This window comes from Terriglobales bacterium (assembly GCA_035651995.1).
Taxonomy (GTDB): Bacteria; Acidobacteriota; Terriglobia; order Terriglobales; family Acidobacteriaceae; genus DASRER01.
In genome coordinates, this window is record DASRER010000014.1 from 100,781 (window position 1) to 118,223 (window position 17,443).

At 64.2% G+C, this 17,443-nt stretch carries 17 protein-coding genes; 13 read left to right on the top strand and 4 right to left on the bottom strand.

The features are described 5' to 3' along the window. Positions 1 to 88 precede the first annotated feature (88 nt). On the top strand, positions 89 to 1,165 hold the full coding sequence (locus VFA60_05525) for a glycosyltransferase family 4 protein (GenBank protein ID HZQ91234.1): 1,077 nt from the start codon (positions 89 to 91) through the stop codon (positions 1,163 to 1,165). Then, on the top strand, positions 1,162 to 3,375 hold the full coding sequence (locus tag VFA60_05530; GenBank protein ID HZQ91235.1) for a glycogen debranching N-terminal domain-containing protein: 2,214 nt from the start codon (positions 1,162 to 1,164) through the stop codon (positions 3,373 to 3,375). The genes VFA60_05525 and VFA60_05530 overlap by 4 nt, the downstream gene beginning before the upstream one ends. On the opposite strand, the gene VFA60_05535 is transcribed toward VFA60_05530, so the two are convergent. Both VFA60_05535 and VFA60_05540 read right to left on the bottom strand, forming a co-directional pair. Further along, positions 3,372 to 3,881, bottom strand: a complete 510-nt coding sequence (locus VFA60_05535) for an acyl-CoA thioesterase (protein HZQ91236.1) — start codon at positions 3,879 to 3,881, stop codon at positions 3,372 to 3,374. The two genes, VFA60_05530 and VFA60_05535, sit on opposite strands and share 4 nt — an antisense overlap. A 14-nt stretch (positions 3,882 to 3,895) precedes the next feature. Next, the gene (locus VFA60_05540; GenBank protein ID HZQ91237.1) at positions 3,896 to 4,333 is read right to left on the bottom strand and encodes a hypothetical protein; all 438 of its coding nucleotides are present in this window, start codon (positions 4,331 to 4,333) and stop codon (positions 3,896 to 3,898) included. Positions 4,334 to 4,473: 140 nt separating this feature from the next. On the opposite strand from VFA60_05540, the gene VFA60_05545 reads away from it, so the two are divergent. Beyond that, positions 4,474 to 4,788 (top strand): tetratricopeptide repeat protein, encoded by a 315-nt coding sequence (locus VFA60_05545; GenBank protein HZQ91238.1) that lies wholly within the window; start codon positions 4,474 to 4,476, stop codon positions 4,786 to 4,788. On the opposite strand, the gene VFA60_05550 is transcribed toward VFA60_05545, so the two are convergent. After that, entirely contained in the window at positions 4,785 to 5,612 is an 828-nt protein-coding gene (locus VFA60_05550) for an SDR family NAD(P)-dependent oxidoreductase (protein ID HZQ91239.1), read from the bottom strand. The genes VFA60_05545 and VFA60_05550 overlap by 4 nt on opposite strands. Positions 5,613 to 5,805: 193 nt before the next feature. Here VFA60_05550 and VFA60_05555 point away from each other — a divergent pair, with 193 nt between their 5' ends. From VFA60_05555 to VFA60_05570, 4 genes are all read left to right on the top strand, one after another. Then, positions 5,806 to 6,414: an LON peptidase substrate-binding domain-containing protein gene (locus VFA60_05555; GenBank protein HZQ91240.1), complete on the top strand. Its 609-nt coding sequence runs from the start codon at positions 5,806 to 5,808 to the stop codon at positions 6,412 to 6,414. A 175-nt stretch (positions 6,415 to 6,589) separates the two neighbouring features. Next, positions 6,590 to 8,086: a magnesium chelatase gene (locus VFA60_05560; protein HZQ91241.1), complete on the top strand. Its 1,497-nt coding sequence runs from the start codon at positions 6,590 to 6,592 to the stop codon at positions 8,084 to 8,086. Beyond that, entirely contained in the window at positions 8,083 to 8,430 is a 348-nt protein-coding gene (locus tag VFA60_05565; GenBank protein HZQ91242.1) for a GxxExxY protein, read from the top strand. The genes VFA60_05560 and VFA60_05565 overlap by 4 nt, the downstream gene beginning before the upstream one ends. Before the next feature lie 109 nt (positions 8,431 to 8,539). Then, on the top strand, positions 8,540 to 9,775 hold the full coding sequence (locus VFA60_05570) for a VWA domain-containing protein (protein ID HZQ91243.1): 1,236 nt from the start codon (positions 8,540 to 8,542) through the stop codon (positions 9,773 to 9,775). Positions 9,776 to 9,781: 6 nt separating this feature from the next. Here VFA60_05570 and VFA60_05575 read toward each other — a convergent pair whose 3' ends face one another. Further along, positions 9,782 to 10,045, bottom strand: a complete 264-nt coding sequence (locus VFA60_05575; GenBank protein HZQ91244.1) for a CDGSH iron-sulfur domain-containing protein — start codon at positions 10,043 to 10,045, stop codon at positions 9,782 to 9,784. Positions 10,046 to 10,462: 417 nt separating this feature from the next. Between VFA60_05575 and VFA60_05580 the strand changes: the two genes are divergently transcribed. The 6 genes from VFA60_05580 to VFA60_05605 all read left to right on the top strand — a co-directional run bounded on the left by VFA60_05580 (position 10,463) and on the right by VFA60_05605 (position 17,358). Continuing rightward, positions 10,463 to 11,281: an Mrp/NBP35 family ATP-binding protein gene (locus tag VFA60_05580; protein HZQ91245.1), complete on the top strand. Its 819-nt coding sequence runs from the start codon at positions 10,463 to 10,465 to the stop codon at positions 11,279 to 11,281. A 247-nt stretch (positions 11,282 to 11,528) separates the two neighbouring features. Then, entirely contained in the window at positions 11,529 to 13,550 is a 2,022-nt protein-coding gene (locus VFA60_05585; protein HZQ91246.1) for a hypothetical protein, read from the top strand. A gap of 175 nt (positions 13,551 to 13,725) precedes the next feature. Further along, positions 13,726 to 14,772, top strand: a complete 1,047-nt coding sequence (gene hrcA / locus VFA60_05590; protein ID HZQ91247.1) for a heat-inducible transcriptional repressor HrcA — start codon at positions 13,726 to 13,728, stop codon at positions 14,770 to 14,772. An 8-nt stretch (positions 14,773 to 14,780) separates the two neighbouring features. Continuing rightward, positions 14,781 to 15,341, top strand: coding sequence for a nucleotide exchange factor GrpE (gene grpE / locus VFA60_05595; protein ID HZQ91248.1), 561 nt, complete (start codon positions 14,781 to 14,783; stop codon positions 15,339 to 15,341). 152 nt (positions 15,342 to 15,493) lie between these two features. Continuing rightward, positions 15,494 to 16,624, top strand: coding sequence for a molecular chaperone DnaJ (dnaJ, locus tag VFA60_05600; protein ID HZQ91249.1), 1,131 nt, complete (start codon positions 15,494 to 15,496; stop codon positions 16,622 to 16,624). A gap of 2 nt (positions 16,625 to 16,626) precedes the next feature. Next, positions 16,627 to 17,358 (top strand): RsmE family RNA methyltransferase, encoded by a 732-nt coding sequence (locus VFA60_05605; GenBank protein HZQ91250.1) that lies wholly within the window; start codon positions 16,627 to 16,629, stop codon positions 17,356 to 17,358. Positions 17,359 to 17,443: the final 85 nt, after the last annotated feature.

The window sequence follows — 17,443 nt, forward strand, 5'->3', positions numbered from 1 at the left end:
TCGGAACCTGGCGCATCCTAAGGTATGTCCCCGCCCTTCGTCTCACGCTTGGGGCACGCACGCATACTTTTGTCAGAAAAGGAAGCGCATGCGAGTCGCTCTGATCGCGCCCCCGTTCATCCCTGTGCCGCCGAAGGTGTATGGCGGAACCGAGCTGTTCATTGCGCACCTGGCGGAGGGTCTGCGCGAGGGCGGGATCGAGCCGGTGGTGTACTGCAACGGCGAGTCTACGGTGAACGTGGAGCGGCGCTGGATGTACGAGCGGGGGGAGTGGCCGATCCGCGGTGAGATCTACGACAACCTGAAAGACATGAACCACACCGCGTGGGCAGTGGCCGACGCCCGCAAGAGCTGTGACCTCATCCATCTGAACAACGCGTCCGGGCTGGTGGCTTCGCGTTTTGCGACCCAGCCATTCGTTTACACCATTCACCATCCGCACAACGACGGGCTGAGCAGCTTCTATGAATGCTTCCCGCAGACGCAGTACGTCACCATCAGTGAGTTTCAGCGGCGGCGTGAAAGCATGCCGAGGGTGCGCACCATCCACCACGGCATCGATGTCTCGTTTTACAGTTTCCGCGAGAAAAAGCAGCCGTACGTCAGCTTTATCGGGCGAATCGCGCCCATCAAAGGCACGCATTTGGCGATTGCGGCGGCGCAACGCGCCGGCGTCCCGCTGAAGATAGCGGGCGAAGTGCAGCCCGTCTTCCGCGACTACTTCGAGCGCGAGATCAAGCCGCACATCGACGGGACATTTATCGAATACATCGGCGAAGCGGACCTGGCCGCCAAGAACGAATTACTGGGCAATTCGCGCGCCATGCTGTTCCCGGTGCAGTGGGATGAGCCCTTCGGCCTGGTCATGGTGGAAGCGATGGCCTGCGGAACGCCGGTGCTGGCACTGCCCGGTGGATCGGTGCGCGAAATCGTTGCGGAGGGCATCTCCGGGTACGTGTGCAAGGACGTGGAAGAGATGGCGGCGCGCATCGGCAACCTGGAAATCGAGCCCGGGCTGGCGCGCCAGTACGTGGAACAGAACTTTTCGCTGGCGCGCATGGTGGCCCAGTACGCGGAGTTGTACCGCGAGATACTCGAGCATCCGCAACCGCCGGCGAAGACCTCCCGGAGCAGCGCGCTGTCGGAGCAATCGGCGATCGCATGAGCACGCAGTTTGCCCCATCACCAGAGGGGCTGATTGAAATTCCGTCGCCGTACGTCGAGCCGCGCGTCGCCTTCCAGGCGCAGGAGCCGCGGAAGGTCAACAACCTCACCCTGATCGACGGCAAGACGTTTCTCTCCACCACCGTTGCGGGCGACATCTCGCCGGCCGGCGCGCCCGATGTGGGCTTTTTCCACGACGACACGCGCTTCCTCAGCCACCTGGAGCTGCGCGTGGGCGGCGCTCGCGCGGTGGTGCTTTCGTCGAGCACCGAAAAAACCTTCACCTCGCACATCGAGCTCACCACCGGGAATCTCGCGCTGCGCGAGTCGTTCGACCTGCCCGAGAACACGGTGCACATCCGGCGCGAGCAACTGCTGGTGAACGACGTCTTCTGCGATTCGATCAGCTTTGACAACTACAACCGCGTGCCGGTGGAGTTCATGGTGGAGATGGCATTCGGCGCCGACTTCGTAGACGTGTTCCAGGTGCGTGGCTGCGTGCGGCGGGTTCATGGCAAGTACTTCAAGCCGGTGCATCACGGGAAGCTGCTGGAGTTCCATTACGCCGGGCTGGACGGCACGATGCGGCAGACCCGAATCGAGATGGCGCCCGCGCCTTCACACACGGAAGACTACGCGGCGCACTGGGACGTGCGGCTGGAGCCGGGAAAGCGCGTGCAGTTGCAGATATGGGTAACGCCCAGCGTGCAGGGCCGGAAGTCGCGAGCGCGCCAGGTGGAGTTCGCCGAAGGCGAGAGCCTGCGCCGGCGGACCCAGGGCGAGTGGGAAGCGCAATCAACGCATTTCTCCAGCAATCAGAAGGTGTTTGACGCGGCGCTGGCCACGGCCACCGGCGACTTCCACGCGCTGCTCATTCCTGACGGAGACCAGCGCATCATCGCGGCCGGCATACCCTGGTTTGCCACCATCTTCGGGCGCGACTCGATTGTTGCCGCGTATCAAACGCTGGTGCTGAATCCGCAACTGGCCTGCGACACCCTGCGCGTCCTGGCGCGGCGCCAGGGCACGCGCTATGACGACTGGCAGGACGAGGAACCCGGCAAGATCCTGCACGAGTATCGCGAAGGCGAGATGACGCTGGACGGCGAGATGCCATTCCATCCGTACTTCGGCACGGTGGACGCAACTCCGTTGTTCCTCATCCTGCTGGGCGAAACCTGGAACTGGACCGGTGACGAGCAGCTGGTCCGCGATCTGCTACCGGCGGCGTACAAGGCGCTGGACTGGATTGACCGTTACGGCGATTTGGACGGCGACGGTTTCGTGGAGTATCAGCGGCGTTCGAAACAGGGTCTGACCAATCAGGGATGGAAGGATTCCTGGGACGCGAACATGCATCGCGACGGCACGCTGGCGCGTTCACCCATCGCGCTGGTCGAGGTGCAGGGCTACGTTTACGACGCGAAGTACCGGATGGCGTCGGTGCTGCGCGCGATGGGAGACTCGAAGCGCGCCGATGCGTTGCGCAACGAGGCCGCTGCGCTGGCCAAACGCTTCGAGAAAGCCTTCTGGATGCCGAAGGAAGGCTTTTATGCGATGGCCCTGGATGCCGACAAGCGGCAGTTGCAGGTCATATCGTCGAATCCCGGGCACCTGCTGTTCACGCGCATTCTCGGCCGCGAGCGGGCGCGGACGGTTGCCGCGCGCATGATGCAGAGCGACATGTTCACCGGCTGGGGATGGAGGACGCTCTCGTCGGCGGAGCCGGTGTTCAACCCGCTCAGCTACCACCGCGGATCGGTGTGGCCGCACGACAACTCGATCGTGGCGCACGGCATGGCGCTGAATGAAATCCGCAAGCCCGCCCTGCAGTGCATGACCACGCTGTTCCAGGCGGCGCTGAACTTCCGCGACTACCGCTTGCCGGAGCTGTTCTGCGGCATCCAGCGGCGGCAGCACGATGCGCCGGTGCACTACCCGGTGTCGTGCTCTCCGCAGGCCTGGGCATCGGGAGCATTTTTCCTGATGCTGGCATCGGTGCTCGGTATTCGCCCGAGCGCGCACAAGCGGGAGCTGAACATCGTGAACCCGATTCTGCCGGACTGGATGGAACACTTCAGCATTCGCAACCTGCGCATCGGCAACAGCCGCGTGGGTCTGGACTTCAACCGCCATGGCGAGCGAACGTTCTGCAACGTGGTGGACGTGGGGGGCGAGAGACTCTCGGTGAACGTGGTGTTCAGGCGCTAGCGGAGTCCGGCGTTCTTTTTGCGGGCGCGTTCGGCATTGCGCTGCTCGCGGCGGCGCCCGGCGTCTTCATAGCGGCGTTTCTGCTCGGGAGTTTGCGGGACCACGGGCGGGACGGGCAGATGGCGTCCTTCGCGGTCCACGGCGACAAAGGTGAGATACGCGGAGCTGACGTGCTTGCGCGTGCCCTCGAGGTAGTTCTCCACGAAAACCTTCACGCCGACCTCCATCGAAGTATTGAAGGCGCGGTTTACCGACGAGCGCAGAATCACAAGGTCGCCGACGCGCACCGGCACGAGAAAATCCAAATGATCGATGGAAGCGGTGACGACGTACGCGCGGGCGTGGCGGTGGGCGGCGAGCGCCGAAGCCAGGTCCATCCAGTGCATCAAACGCCCGCCGAGGAGCGCGTTCAACGGGTTGGCGTCGTTGGGCAGGACGATCTCTGCCATCTCGGACTGCGATTCACTCACTGGGCGGGGCGTCAGGTCGGGTTTGCTTTCGGTCATTGTTTTCTTCGAGGTCAGGCGTTGGACAGGGTAGCAGTGCGGGGCCGGCGTTCCAGATAGGTCGCGACGAAACGCTCGACCTGGCGCGCCATTCCGGGCAGCGGCAGATCGGCATGGGCAAGGCGATGCGCGGCGCAGTCGTAGTCCACGCGTCCGTGCGCGGCAGGCGCGTGGTCACGCTCGGCGCACCAGGAGATCACGAGCCGCCCGTCGCTTTCCAGGGCGACGGCGTAGCGCACAGCGTCGGCGGCGCGCTCGGCGGGCAGGCGAGGACAGTTCCGCGCGTAACCGATGTTGCAGTTCGACTTGAGCTCATCGTCGCGGAGCTGCTCGCCTTCGTGGCCGGCGGCGCAGCAGCTTCCGCCGAATCCGGAGCCCAGCGGGAGACGGGCCGGATGCGGCCAGAGGAGATCGTCGCGCTTTTCCGAGGGAAGAAAGTAAGGACAGGCCATCACGGCTCCGTTTGCGGCAATTGTAGCGCGATGGGCAACCTAAGACAGAAAGGACCCGGAAGACACGGAGGAAAAGAGGCTGAACGTGCAGGCGGTTGACCGATAGAACAGAGACGTAGCAAGCTACGTCTCTACTCCTTATGAATGCTGAACGCGTGGGGATGCTCAACGAAGTGCTCGCGCAGAACCCGGACGACGCCTTTGCGCGCTACGCGCTGGCGCTGGAGTATGCAAATTCGGGCGAGACGGAGACCGCGCTGGCGGAGTTCGCACGCCTGCTCGAGACGAATCCCAACTACGTCCCTGGATACCAGATGGCCGCGCAAACATTGCTGCGCGCAGGCCGGACTGACGAGGCGCGCGCGATGCTGGAGCAGGGAATCGCCTGCGCCGAGAAGTCGAACAACGCGCATGCGCAGTCGGAGATGCAGGGGATGCTGGATGAATTGGGTTAGCGCTTCGCTGCCGCCTGCTGCGCAGCAATGACTTCGTCGGCGGGAGCGAGCGAGCGCGCCATGGACTTCTCCACCAGCCGCGGCACGTTTTCGTAGAGCTTCACAAACAACCAGTACCACCACGGCACCACCGCCTGGCGTTTGCCGCCCAGCCAGGCCTTGAGAACGGCGCGGGCGACGACGCCGGCCGGAACGCTCCACTTGGCTGAGCGTCCTACGCGCATGGCGCCGGGCGCGCGCACCGCGTTCACGCCGAAGTCTGTGCTGATGTAGCCGGGGCAGACCGAAATCACGTTCACGCCCGTTCCGCGCAATTCCAGGCGCGCCGCGTAGCTGAGAGCATTGAGCGCGAACTTGCTGGCCGAGTAGATGCTCATGTGCGGCGAGGCAATATGTCCCGAGACGCTGGAGATGTTGATAATCGCGCCCGAGCCCTGGCGCTTCATGACGGGAATCGCGACCTGCATGGCGTCGATCACGCCGAAGAAGTTGGTATCGAACAGGTCGCGGGCGCCGCTCATCGGAAGCTGCTCGACCGAAGCCATCATGCCGAAGCCGGCGTTGTTCACCCAGGCGTCGACACGGCCGAAGCGCTGAAGCGTAGCGGCCATCAGCGCTTCGAGGTCAGCGCGGCGGCGAACGTCGCATGCGACGGCGAGCGTACGTTCGGTGTGGCCGATGCGGGCGCGCGCGGCCTCGGCACGCGCAGGGTCGCGGGAGGTGATCACCACGGCCGCACTCTCATCGGCGAACAGCTTTGCGATGGCTTCGCCGATGCCCATGGAACCGCCCGTAACGACGGCAACCTTGCCCCTGAGCTTCATGCAGGCAGTTTCAGGTTTCGAGTTTCAGGTTTCAAGTGGTTTGTGGCGGCGTTGGCGGCGGTTGTGCGGCGCAACCGCTGTTGGGGCGCAAGCTGGACATACCGATTCAGCGCGGGACCCGGCATGACACCCTGCAAGGATGACCAATGCGCCCTGCCTCTCACTTGCACAACACGAAGCGTACAATCGCGAAATGGCGCAACTGCTGCCGCTTTTTCCGCTGGAGATGGTGCTGTTTCCCGGCGTCGGTGTGCCGCTGCACATCTTCGAGCCGCGCTACAAGGAGATGATCGGCGAGTGCATCCAGCAGCGGGAGCCGTTCGGCATCGTGCGGGCGCAAGAAACGAGCCTGTCGCGGGTGGGATGCTCGGCGGAAGTTGTGAACGTGGTGAAGCGGTACGACGATGGCCGGATGGACATTATCGCCGGCGGCGTGCGCCGCTTCGAACTGCTCGAAGTGGACCAGCAGCGCAGCTTCCTGCGAGGCGACGTGCGCTTCTTCGACGACGAACCCGGTTCGGCGTCGCGCACCGGAATCGAGAAGGCCCTGGGATTGCACAAGCAGGCGCTTGCGCTGCTGGGCGCGGAGGCCGAGCCGCCGGAGAGCGACTCTCCGCACGTGACGTTTCAGCTGGCGGCGGGTCTGCCGACCGACCTGGACTTCAAGCAGGCGCTGCTCACCATGCGCTCGGAAGACGAGCGCCTTTCCGCTTTGCTGGAGTACTACGAAGCGATCATTCCCCGGCTGGAGAAGATGCGTGTGGCCCGCAAACGGGCCGGCGGGAATGGGCATGTCCACTAGAGCAGCACTCAGCAATCAGCATTCGGTCCCCGAACGATCGGGCGGGGCAAGAATTCGTTGCCGGCTGCAATCGTCCGGGGGCTGCGTGCTGAATGCTGAGTGCTGACTGCTTCCGCGCGCGACCGAAGCGCGTTGCGACGCATCGTATAATCGGCGTTCTGGAGGTCCCGGGCCCATGACTGTTCCTCGCACCCTGGGCGAGCTGCGGCGCAGCGACTACAGCGAGCAGCGGCTGCGCACCCGCCGCGTGAAAGACGAACTCCGCGAAAACCTGATCTGTAAATTGCGCCGCAGGCAGGCGATTTTTCCCGGCATTGTCGGCTACGACGATACGGTGGTGCCGCAGCTCGTCAACGCGGTGCTCTCGCGGCACAACTTCATCCTGCTCGGGCTGCGAGGACAGGCGAAGAGCCGCATCCTGCGCGCGCTCACCGGACTGCTCGATCCGCAAACCCCGTTCATCGCCGGTTGCGAGATTCACGACAGTCCCTACACGCCGATTTGCCGCCGCTGCCGCGACCTGGTCGCGCGCGACGGCGACGAGACGCCGATTGCGTGGCTCGCGCCGGACGACCGCTACGTGGAGAAGCTCGCCACGCCGGACGTGACCATTGCCGACCTGATCGGAGACATCGATCCGATCAAGGCGGCGCGCGGCGGGCATGAGCTGGGAAGCGAACTCACCGTCCACTATGGACTGCTGCCGCGGGCGAATCGAGGCATTTTCGCCATCAACGAACTGCCGGACCTGGCGGGAAAAATCCAGGTCGGCTTGTTCAACATCATGCAGGAAGGCGACGTGCAGATTAAGGGCTACCCGGTCCGGCTGCCGCTCGACGTGGCGCTCGTATTCAGCGCCAACCCGGAAGACTACACGGCGCGCGGGAAAATTATTACGCCGCTGAAGGACCGCATCGGCTCGGAGGTGCGGACCCACTATCCGGCCACGGTCGATGAAGGGATTGCCATCACCGCGCAGGAGTCGTGGACATCGCGCGATGGGAACAAGCTGGTGGTGCCGAAATACGTGAGCCAGATCGTGGAGCGGATCGCGTTCTGCGCGCGGGAAGACAAGAAGATCGACAAGCGCTCGGGCGTGAGCCAGCGCCTGCCCATCAGCTGCATGGAAAATGTGGTCTCGAACGCCGAGCGGCGCGCGCTGCGCAACGGCGAATCCACCGTAGTGCCGCGCGTGGCCGACATTTACGCCGCGATGCCGGCGATCACCGGCAAGCTCGAACTGGAGTACGAAGGCGAGATGAAGGGCGCCGACAATGTGGCGCGCGAGCTGATCCGCACCGCCATCGCCAAGACCTTCGACGAGTACTACGAGACGAGCGACCTGCAACAGATCGTCCAGTGGTTCGACTTGGGCGGCGAGATCAAGGTGGATGATGGTGCTCCGGCGGCGGAGATGAGCGAGACGCTGCGCGGCATCCAGGGCCTCGGCGACAAGTTGGCGGCGGTTGGGGTGAAGGGGAAAGACGCGCCCGAGGTGCAGGTGTCGGCGGCCGAGTTTGTCCTTGAGGGCCTGCACGCGCACAAGCGCATTGGGCGCAGCGAGGAGCGGGTGTTCACCAAGGGCGAGAAGATGGCGCAGCCCCGGCGCACGGAGCGGGATGAGTTTGGACGGGAAGAACCGCCGTCGCGTGGTCGGAGAGGCTTCAATTGAACCGCGGAGACACGGAGACGCGGAGAAAACTGATTCACGAAGACCTCACCGAGCAAATCATAGGGGCTGCCATCGAGGTGCATCGAATTCTCGGCCCAGGTTTGCTGGAGTCGGCCTACGAGGAGTGCCTGTGCAGGGAGCTAAACCTGCGACGCCTCTCATTTCAACGCCAGGTGGAAGTCCCAGTCGAATACAAGGGAGTGAAACTTGATTGTGGTTACAGGATCGACCTACTGGTCGAAGATCGTGTCGTCGTCGAGCTCAAATGCGTTGATCGTGTCCTGCCCGTGATTGAGGCGCAGCTGTTGACCTACATGCGAATGCTGAACATTGAGTCGGATTGATCTTCAACTTTCACAGCAATGTTCTGACAAGGGGCGGCGTGATTCGTAAGGTGCTTTCAATGCCCGAAGTTCTCCGCGCCTCCGCGTCTCCGCGGTTATAGATCGGTATATGCGCCGCATACGCTACAGCAAATACGTCCCCGACCTGGCCTCGGAGATGTCGATGGAGGACCTGCTGCAGGCGCTCTCCGACTATCTGCTGAACTCCGGATTTCAGGACCAATACTTCTACGACATGAACCAGCAGACGCTGGAAGAGCTGCGCCAGGCGATCGAGCAGGCGCTGATGTCGGGCGATATGTTCGACGACGAGCAGGTGCAGCAGCAGCTCGAGCAGATGCAGCAGGAAGGGCGGCTCGACGAGCTGATCGAGCAGATCATCCGGCGAATGGAGCGGGAGGATTACGTCTCCATTGACCAGCCGCACGAGCCGTCGCAGCGGTCGAGCGTCGGCGGACAGGTGGGCGAGAACCAGGCGCAGGCGAAGTTCGAGATCACCGACAAGAGCCTCGACTTCCTTGGCTACAAGACGCTGCGCGACCTGCTCGGGTCGCTGGGCAAGTCGAATTTCGGGCGGCACGACACGCGCGACCTGGCGACGGGCATTGAGGCTTCGGGCGCGTCGCGGCAGTACGAATTCGGCGACGCGCTGAACCTCGACATCACCGCCACGCTCTCGAGCGCCATCCAGCGCGACGGGCTGAAGCTGCCGCTGAACATCGAGTACTCTGACCTGCAGGTGCACCAGTGCGAGTACCAGTCGTCGTGCGCGACCGTGATGATGCTCGATTGCTCGCACTCCATGATCCTGTACGGCGAAGACCGCTTCACGCCGGCGAAAAAAGTGGCGATGGCGCTCTCGCAGCTGATCCGCACGCAGTATCCGGGCGATTCGCTGTCGCTCGTCCTGTTTCACGACTCGGCCGAAGAAGTGCCGCTCTCGCAACTGGCGCGCGTCAAAGTCGGACCGTACTACACCAACACGCGCGAGGGGCTGCGCCTGGCGCAGCGCGTGCTGCAGAAGCAGAACAAGGACATGAAGCAGATCGTGATGATCACCGACGGCAAGCCCTCGGCGCTCACGCTCGAAGACGGCCGCATCTACAAGAACGCCTTCGGCCTGGATCCGCTGGTGGTGAGCCAGACGCTGGAAGAAGTTTCAAAGTGCAAGCGAGCGGGAATTCTGATTAACACCTTCATGCTGGCGTCGGATTACGGACTGGTGCAGTTCGTCCAGAAGGTGACCGAGATGTGCCGCGGGAAGGCGTACTTCACCACGCCCTACACGCTGGGGCAGTACCTGCTGATGGACTACATGAGCAGGAAGACCAAGACGATCCACTGAGCTCACCTACGCTTTTGGCGGCTGCCCCGTCTCTTCCGCCCGAACCGCCGCCTCGGCCGCCTGGAAGCCAATCCTGGAGTGAGTTCCGTCGCAGAACGGCTTGTTGACCGATGCGCCGCAGCGGCAGAGCGAGAATGCCTGCTGGCCGTCTTTGACCTTGGCGCTCAGGTCGTATTCGTTTCCGTTGGCGTCAACCAGTTTGACGCTGCCGATGGGGGCCTCCACGCGATACGGGCCGTTGGGGCGGACGGTGATCTTCACCTCTGCCATGAGTCCTCCGGAAAAGTTCACAGTTTACAGTTAACAGTTCACAGTTGGGAACCCGGTCGTTCCGGCATTCTCGTCGGCGCGGCGGGCGCCGATAGCGTAGGCGGAATGCAGAGATCCCGAGCCGCACAGAACGCGGCTCAGGATGACCCCTCTTTAGGTCAGCTCTTTCGGCTCACGATGACCCTCTTTAGCCCAGGATGACCACTTTTCAAAAGAGGGTCCGGGGTTAGGTGCCGACGGGCGCGGCGGCGGTCGCTACAGCGTCAAGAGCGGCGAAGGGTTGCGTGCCGAGGGCGAGGCGCGCGTCGTCGTCAAAACGGGCGGAGATGGTGTGCAATGCCGTTGTTGTTCTCGCGCTTTCTGTAAACTGTGAACTGTAAACTGTGAACTGAGATGAGTGCACACGGACATCCAGGAATGCAGCCACCTACGCCGCAGCCGCTGCCTGGCGTGGGGAGCATCATTGCGGTCGGATCGGGGAAGGGCGGCGTGGGCAAGACCACCGTCGCGGTGAATCTCGCCCTGGCGCTGGCGAAGCTGGGCTTCAAGACCGGGTTGCTCGACGCCGACGTATACGGCCCCAACGTTCCGCTGATGATGGGCGCAACGGCGACCCCGGTGGTGAACGCTGAAAACCGCATCATCCCGCTGGACCAGCACGGCGTGCGCCTGCTGTCGGTGGGCCTGCTGAATCCGGGCGACCGGCCGCTGATCTGGCGCGGGCCCATGCTGCACTCCATCATCCGGCAGTTCCTGCAGCAGGTGAATTGGGGCCAACTCGATTATCTCGTGGTCGACCTGCCTCCGGGCACGGGTGACGTGGCGCTGTCGCTCATCCAGACCGTGCCGCTCACGGGCGCGATCGTGGTCTCCACGCCGTCCGACGTGTCGTTGCAGGACGCGCGCAAGGCGATCGAAATGTTTCGCCAGGTGAAGGTGGACATTCTCGGCATCGTCGAGAACATGAGCCACTTCGTTTGCCCGCATTGCCACCAGGAGATCGACATCTTTTCCAAGGGCGGAGCCGAGCGCACGGCGGGCGCCTTCGGACTGGCCTTCCTGGGACGAGTGGCGCTCGATCCAGCGGTGCGGGCCGGCGGCGATTCGGGGCATCCGGTGGCGCTGGCCGGCGAGGACGAGCACGCGAAGTCATTCTTCGACCTGGCGCGTCGGGTGGACGAGCGCGTGCGCGAGATCAAGTCGCGGCCGAGCGAGAGCGTGGTCGAAATCCAATGACGATTCGCCGACGGCTGTGCGCGGCCCGGGCGGGATTTCGCTGAGGCTTTCGCATTTTGTCCCTTAACCGGCTTCGAGTGGAACTCCAGCAGCCCTGCTGGGTTATTATGTTGCGTTTCATCTTGCAGCGCATGTGAAGCGAGCCGCGCGTTTCGGGCGCTTCGGGAGAAGCGCGCCCCGCGCCCAGGTTCGTCTTCACCGATGCAAGAACCACCTGGAACTCCGTCATAGACGTGGAGACGCCTCGATGAAGAAGCTCGCCCTGGCCGTGGCCGTATGCTCGATGTCGTTGTGGGTCGCCTGCGGCGGCGGCAAGTCGTCTTCCTCCTCCACGACCGTCACCATCACCATATCGCCCACCACCGCGTCGGTGGTTGGCGGCCAAACCGTGCTGTTCACCGCTACCGTGACCGGCAACAGCAACACCGCCGTCAACTGGCAGGTGAACAGCATTGCCGGCGGCAACAGCACCGTCGGGACGATCAGCACAGGGGGACTCTATACCGCGCCCAATACGGTGCCGAACCCGGCGACGGTCACGATTACGGCGATCTCGCAGGCCGATACCACCAAGACCGCGACCGCTTCGGTCACCATCACCGGACCTGCGCCGCCCATACCCACGGCGTTCGTAGTGATCAGCCCGCAGGTGGCGACGCTACCCGCCGGCGGCCAGCAGACGTTCAGCGCGACGGAGAACGGCGCGCCCATCGCGGTGACCTGGGGGGTCCGTTGCGACAGCGCGACGGCCGGCGCGTGCGGATCGATCACCACCGCGGGTGTGTACACGGCGCCCCTGACGCCGCCGCCGGGGGGCAATGTGCGCATTACGGCGACGGCAAATGACGGCAGCGCGCCCACTGCGACGGCCAGCGTCACCATTCAGTTCGGCAACGGAAGCCTCAGCGGGCGGTACGCATTTACATTTTCCGGACAGAAATCCGGCGCGCCGTTCATGGCGGGCGGCAGCATCGTCTTCAACGGCACCGGCGGAATCACCGGCGGCACGGAGGACGTGAACAACAACAACAACGGCGCCGCGAACGTGGCCATCACCGGTGGCAGCTACAACGTGGGCAGCAACGGACGCGGAACCGCAACCATCCAGACGGCGGCGGGCACGGAAAGCTGGCAGTTCACGCTGGTGAACAACCTGCACGGGTTCGCAGCGCGCTTCGATGCCGGCGTCGCCAACGCCAGCGGCGTGCTCGACCGGCAAACGCCCTCGCAATTCACGCTGGCGTCGGTGCAGGGCGGCTATGCGTTCAACATTGGCGGGCAAAGCGCCGGGCGCACGGTGGCCATCGCCGGGGCGCTCGTTTCAGGCGGCGCCGGCGGGATCACGAGCGGGCGGCTGGACGCAAATGTGGCGAATGTCGTCACGCCGGACAGCGCCCTTACGGGCACCTACACCGCGCCCGACGCGAACGGCCGCGGCACGCTCTCGATCGTAAGCGGCCTTGGCACGCTGAACTTTGCCTATTACATTGTCGATACCAACCGGCTCAAGCTGGTCGGCACCGATACCGCGCAGGTACTGGCGGGTGACGTGGGCAAGCAGGCCGCCGGTCCGTTCAGCAACGCCAGCTTCTCCGGTGGATTCGCCTTCACGACGTCGGGCACGGCGGCGCTTACTCCGGTGGGCCAGGGCGGAATCTTTACGCTCGACGGCGGCGGACGCGTGGTGAGCGGCATGCTTGACCAGAACAGCAATGGCAACCTGCAGAGCAATGTGCCGCTGTCGGGCACGTACGCCGTCAGCGACACGGCCACCGGGCGCGCCACGCTGTCATTCACCGCCGGAAGCAGCACGCTGCAGTACGTGTTCTATCCACAGGCGGGTGGCGTGCTGAACCTGGTGGAAGTGGACGCGACCAACGTCACGCGCGGCGCCGCCATCGCGCAGGGCGTCTCAACGTTCAACGGATCTTCACTCGTGGGTGAGTTTGCCGGGCTGCTCACGGGCGCGGACCTCATCACCAACCGCGGACAAAGCGATGTGATCGGGCAGTTCACGCTGAACGGCGGCAGCGCGCTCACCGGAATCGTGGACGTGAACAACAACGGCTCCACGTCAACGGCGCAGAATTTCACCGCTTCGTACCTGGTGGACTCCGCCACCGGACGTGGCGCCGCCAGCTTCACCAGCAACGCGGGCACGCTGCCCAACGGAGTTTTGGCGCTCTACATCGTGGACTTCAACAACGTCCTGTTTCTTGAGACGGACAGCAACCGCGTCCTCACCGGGACGATCCAGAAGCAGTTCTAGCCCTCCTGCACGGATTGGCACTCTGGGTACCCAGAGTGCCAATCTTGACAGTCCGGCAGCGCGTTCCTACAATCGAGACCATCGAAGGTGCCGGGCGTCGCTAGCTAAGTTTTTGCATCTAAAGGATTAAGCTGCTGTCGGCGTCCGGACCGACAGCAGGATTGTCTCTGGGCATATGCCGAACCAACCCAACATCGGAGAGCGCGAACGCGAGATCCTGACGGCGATCGTTTCCACCTTCATCGCCACCGGCGAGCCGGTAGGATCGCGGACGCTGGCGCGCATGAATGCCGAGGGCCTGAGCCCGGCGACCATCCGCAACGTCATGGCCGACCTCTCCGATGCCGGCTATCTGGAGCAGCCGCACACTTCCGCGGGCCGCGTGCCGACCACCGAGGCCTACCGCTACTACGTGGAACAGTTGACGGGGCGAGCGCGAATCTCGGAGAACGACGCAGGGCTGATCGAGGACTCGCTGCACGGGATCAGCGATCCGCAGGAGTTTTTGGAGCGGACGTCGCAGGTGCTCTCGCTGATCTCGCACGGCGTGGGTGTAACGGTAGCCAGCACGGGGCAGCGCAAGGCGCTGGAGCACATCTATTTTTCGCGTCTGTCGGAAAACAAGATTCTGGCGGTGCTGGTCACACGCTCGGGCGTGGTGCGCGACCGGCTGCTGCGGGTCGAACACGACCTGAGCCAGGCCGACCTGGACGTTGCGGCGCGCTACATCAACGAAAATTTTCAAGGCTGGACGATGGAAGCCGTGCGCGCAGAAATTGCGCGGCGGCTGGAAGAAGAACGCAGCGAGTACGACCGCATGATGCGGTCCCTCGAACAGCTCTACCGGCAAGGCGCGCTGGCGGCCGAGCCTTCGTCGCAAAGCGTGTACATCGGCGGCGCGGCCAACCTGGTGGGGAACGAGCAGGACACCGCGCGTCTTCGGCAGCTTTTGCAGACGCTCGAAGAGAAAGAGCGCGTTGCCGACCTGCTGGCCGCGTATCTCAACGCGCAGCAGGAAGCAGTGCGCGTCGTGATCGGCCTGGAAGACGCGATGCCGCACATGCGCAACTTCGTACTCATCGGGGCGCCGGCCCGTGTTGGCGACGAGGTGCGCGGATCGCTGGCAGTGCTGGGCCCCACGCGCATCGACTACGAACACACCATCACGGCGGTGAGCTATATCGCGCGGCTCTTCGACAAGATCCTCAACGAAGGCGAATAGGGACGGTTATGGCGAGAGGGAATGGCAAATCCGAACTTGACCAGGATGTCCGGCTGGATGCCGAGCGCGAGCTGACCGCGGGCGACGACAGCGCGGCAGCAGCCGAGGTTGCGCAGGAGGAGCTGCAGCGCACCCGAGCGGAGCGCGACGCGCTGCTCGACCGCATGGCGCGGCTGCAGGCCGAGTTCGAGAATGCGCGCAAGCGCTCCGCGCGCGAGCAGGCCGACTTCCGGGACTACGCGCTGGTGGATGCCGCCCGGACGCTGTTGCCAATCCTCGACAGCCTGGACCGCGCGCTGAAAAGTTCGCGCGGCGGGGGCGATGAGTTCCGCTCCGGCGTGGAGCTGATTCAGCGGCAGTTCAGCGACGCGCTGGCGAAAATGGGCGTGCGTCCCGTGCCTGCCCAGGGCGAGCCCTTCGATCCAACGCTGCACGAAGCGGTGGAAATGGTGGAGCGCAGCGATGTCCCCGATCATCAGGTGATTGAGGAGTTGCAGCGGGGCTACAGGCTGAAAGACCGGCTGCTGCGTCCGGCGATGGTGCGGGTGGCGCGCAATCCGAAGGGCTAGTCCTCAGTTCTCGGTTCTCAGTTGGACCTGGGAGCGCCAACCGGAGTTCTTCCTGGCCCGCGCTGCTCCGAGGCCAGGCGCGCGAATGAGAGCCGAGACGTGATGTTGCCGGGCGAACCGAGAACCGAGAACTGAAAACCGAGAACTGAATTTTGGCAACCAACGCAAAACGCGACTACTACGAGGTGCTGGGGGTGGCGCGCGGCGCCAGCGAGCAGGAAATCAAGAGCGCCTACCGCAAGCTGGCCATGCAGTACCATCCCGACCGGAATCCCGGCAACAGCGATGCCGAAGAACGCTTCAAGGAGTGCAGCGAGGCGTACGCGGTGCTCGCCGACGGCGACAAGCGCGCGCAATACGATCGCTTCGGACACGCGGGCGTGAGCAGCGCGGGCGGTGTCGGGTTCGATCCCACCATCTTCCAGGACTTCGGCGACATCTTCAGCGACCTGTTCGGTTTCGGCGACCTGTTCGGCGCGAGCGGCGGCCGCCGGCGGAATCGCGCTCAGCGTGGCGCCGACCTGCGCGAAGACCTGAGCCTCGAATTCGAGGAAGCGGCGTTCGGGGTGGAGACCGAGGTGCACATTCGCCGCCACGAGGGCTGTGAGGCTTGCGGAGGCACCGGCGCGGCCAAGGGTAAAGAGCCGGCCACGTGCCGCACTTGCGGCGGGCGGGGGCAGGTGCGATATCAGCAGGGGTTCCTCACCATTGCGCGGACGTGCCCGGCGTGCGCGGGCGCGGGCCGCGTGATCGCCGATCCCTGCGCCAAGTGCCACGGCGAAGGGCGTGTGATTCGCGAGCGGCGGATCGAGGTCAAGGTCCCTGCGGGAGTGGAAGACGGGACACGCATGCGCTTCAGCGGACAGGGCGAGGGCGGCGTCAACGGCGGTCCGGCGGGCGACCTGTACGTGGTGTTTCACGTGAAGGAGCACAGCTTCTTCGAGCGCGACGGTAAAGACCTGCACTGCGCGATTCCGATCTCGTTTTCGCAGGCAGCCCTCGGCGCGCAAATCACGGTTCCCACGCTGGACGGCGAGCACTTGCTGAGAATTCCCGAAGGCACGCAAACGGGGACGACGTTCCGTATCCGCAACAAGGGAATTGCCTCGCTGAACGGGCACGGCAAGGGCGACCTGTACGTGCAGGTCAAAGTTCAGACCCCAACCAGGCTGAGCAAGCAGCAGCGCGCGCTGCTGGAACAACTGGACGCGGGCCAGCCGATCGAAAACAAGCCAGAGAAGAATTCGCTTCTCGGCAAAGTCAAAGACATCTTCACTTCCTGAACGTGACCCGCCGACGCTGGATGGCCGACGAGCATGACGGCGATACCGCGGCGCTCACCGGCAAACACGCGGCGCACCTGGCGCGCGTGCTGCGAGCGCGAGTGGGCGAGGAATTTGATATCGCGGTGGGCGAGCGTGTGCGCCTTGGACGCGTGACGCGGGTGAGCGACGATCGCGTGGAATTCGCTTTAGGAGAAGAGTTGCCTTCGGTGCGATCCGGCGCGATCACGCTCGCGCTTGCCATCTTCAAGTTTGATCGCTTCGAGTGGGCGGTAGAGAAAGCCACCGAGCTTGGCGCGTCGCGGATCGTGCCCTTTGCGGCGGCGCGCACGGATGCGCATCTTGCCAAGGCGGCAATCAAGCGGGTGGAGCGCTGGCGGCGCATCGCACGCGAGGCGGCGGAGCAATCGCGGCGGGTGGCGCCGCCGGAAATCACAGACCCGGCAAAGTTCGCGGACGTTGTGAAGTTGGAAAGCGGCGCGCGCGTGGTACTCGCCGAATCCGAATGCCCGCTCTCGCTTGGTGACGCGCTGGCGCAAGCGCCCGCCGGTTCGCTGGCGCTGGCGATTGGTCCCGAGGGCGGGTGGACAGAGCGCGAACTGGAGCAATTTGCTTCGGCCGGATGGCTGTGCGCGTCGCTGGGGGCAAACATCCTTCGTGCCGAGACGGCAGTGGTTGCGGCGCTTGCGGTTGCGCAGGCGTTTTCCGCAACCGCGGAAAGCGGCGCCTCTTGAGGCCTCTTCCGCGCCGCTAAACGTCATCTTGCGTCGCGCACGATCTCGCCTAAGGCAAAATCTGGGTTGCCGCCGGGTGCGGCTG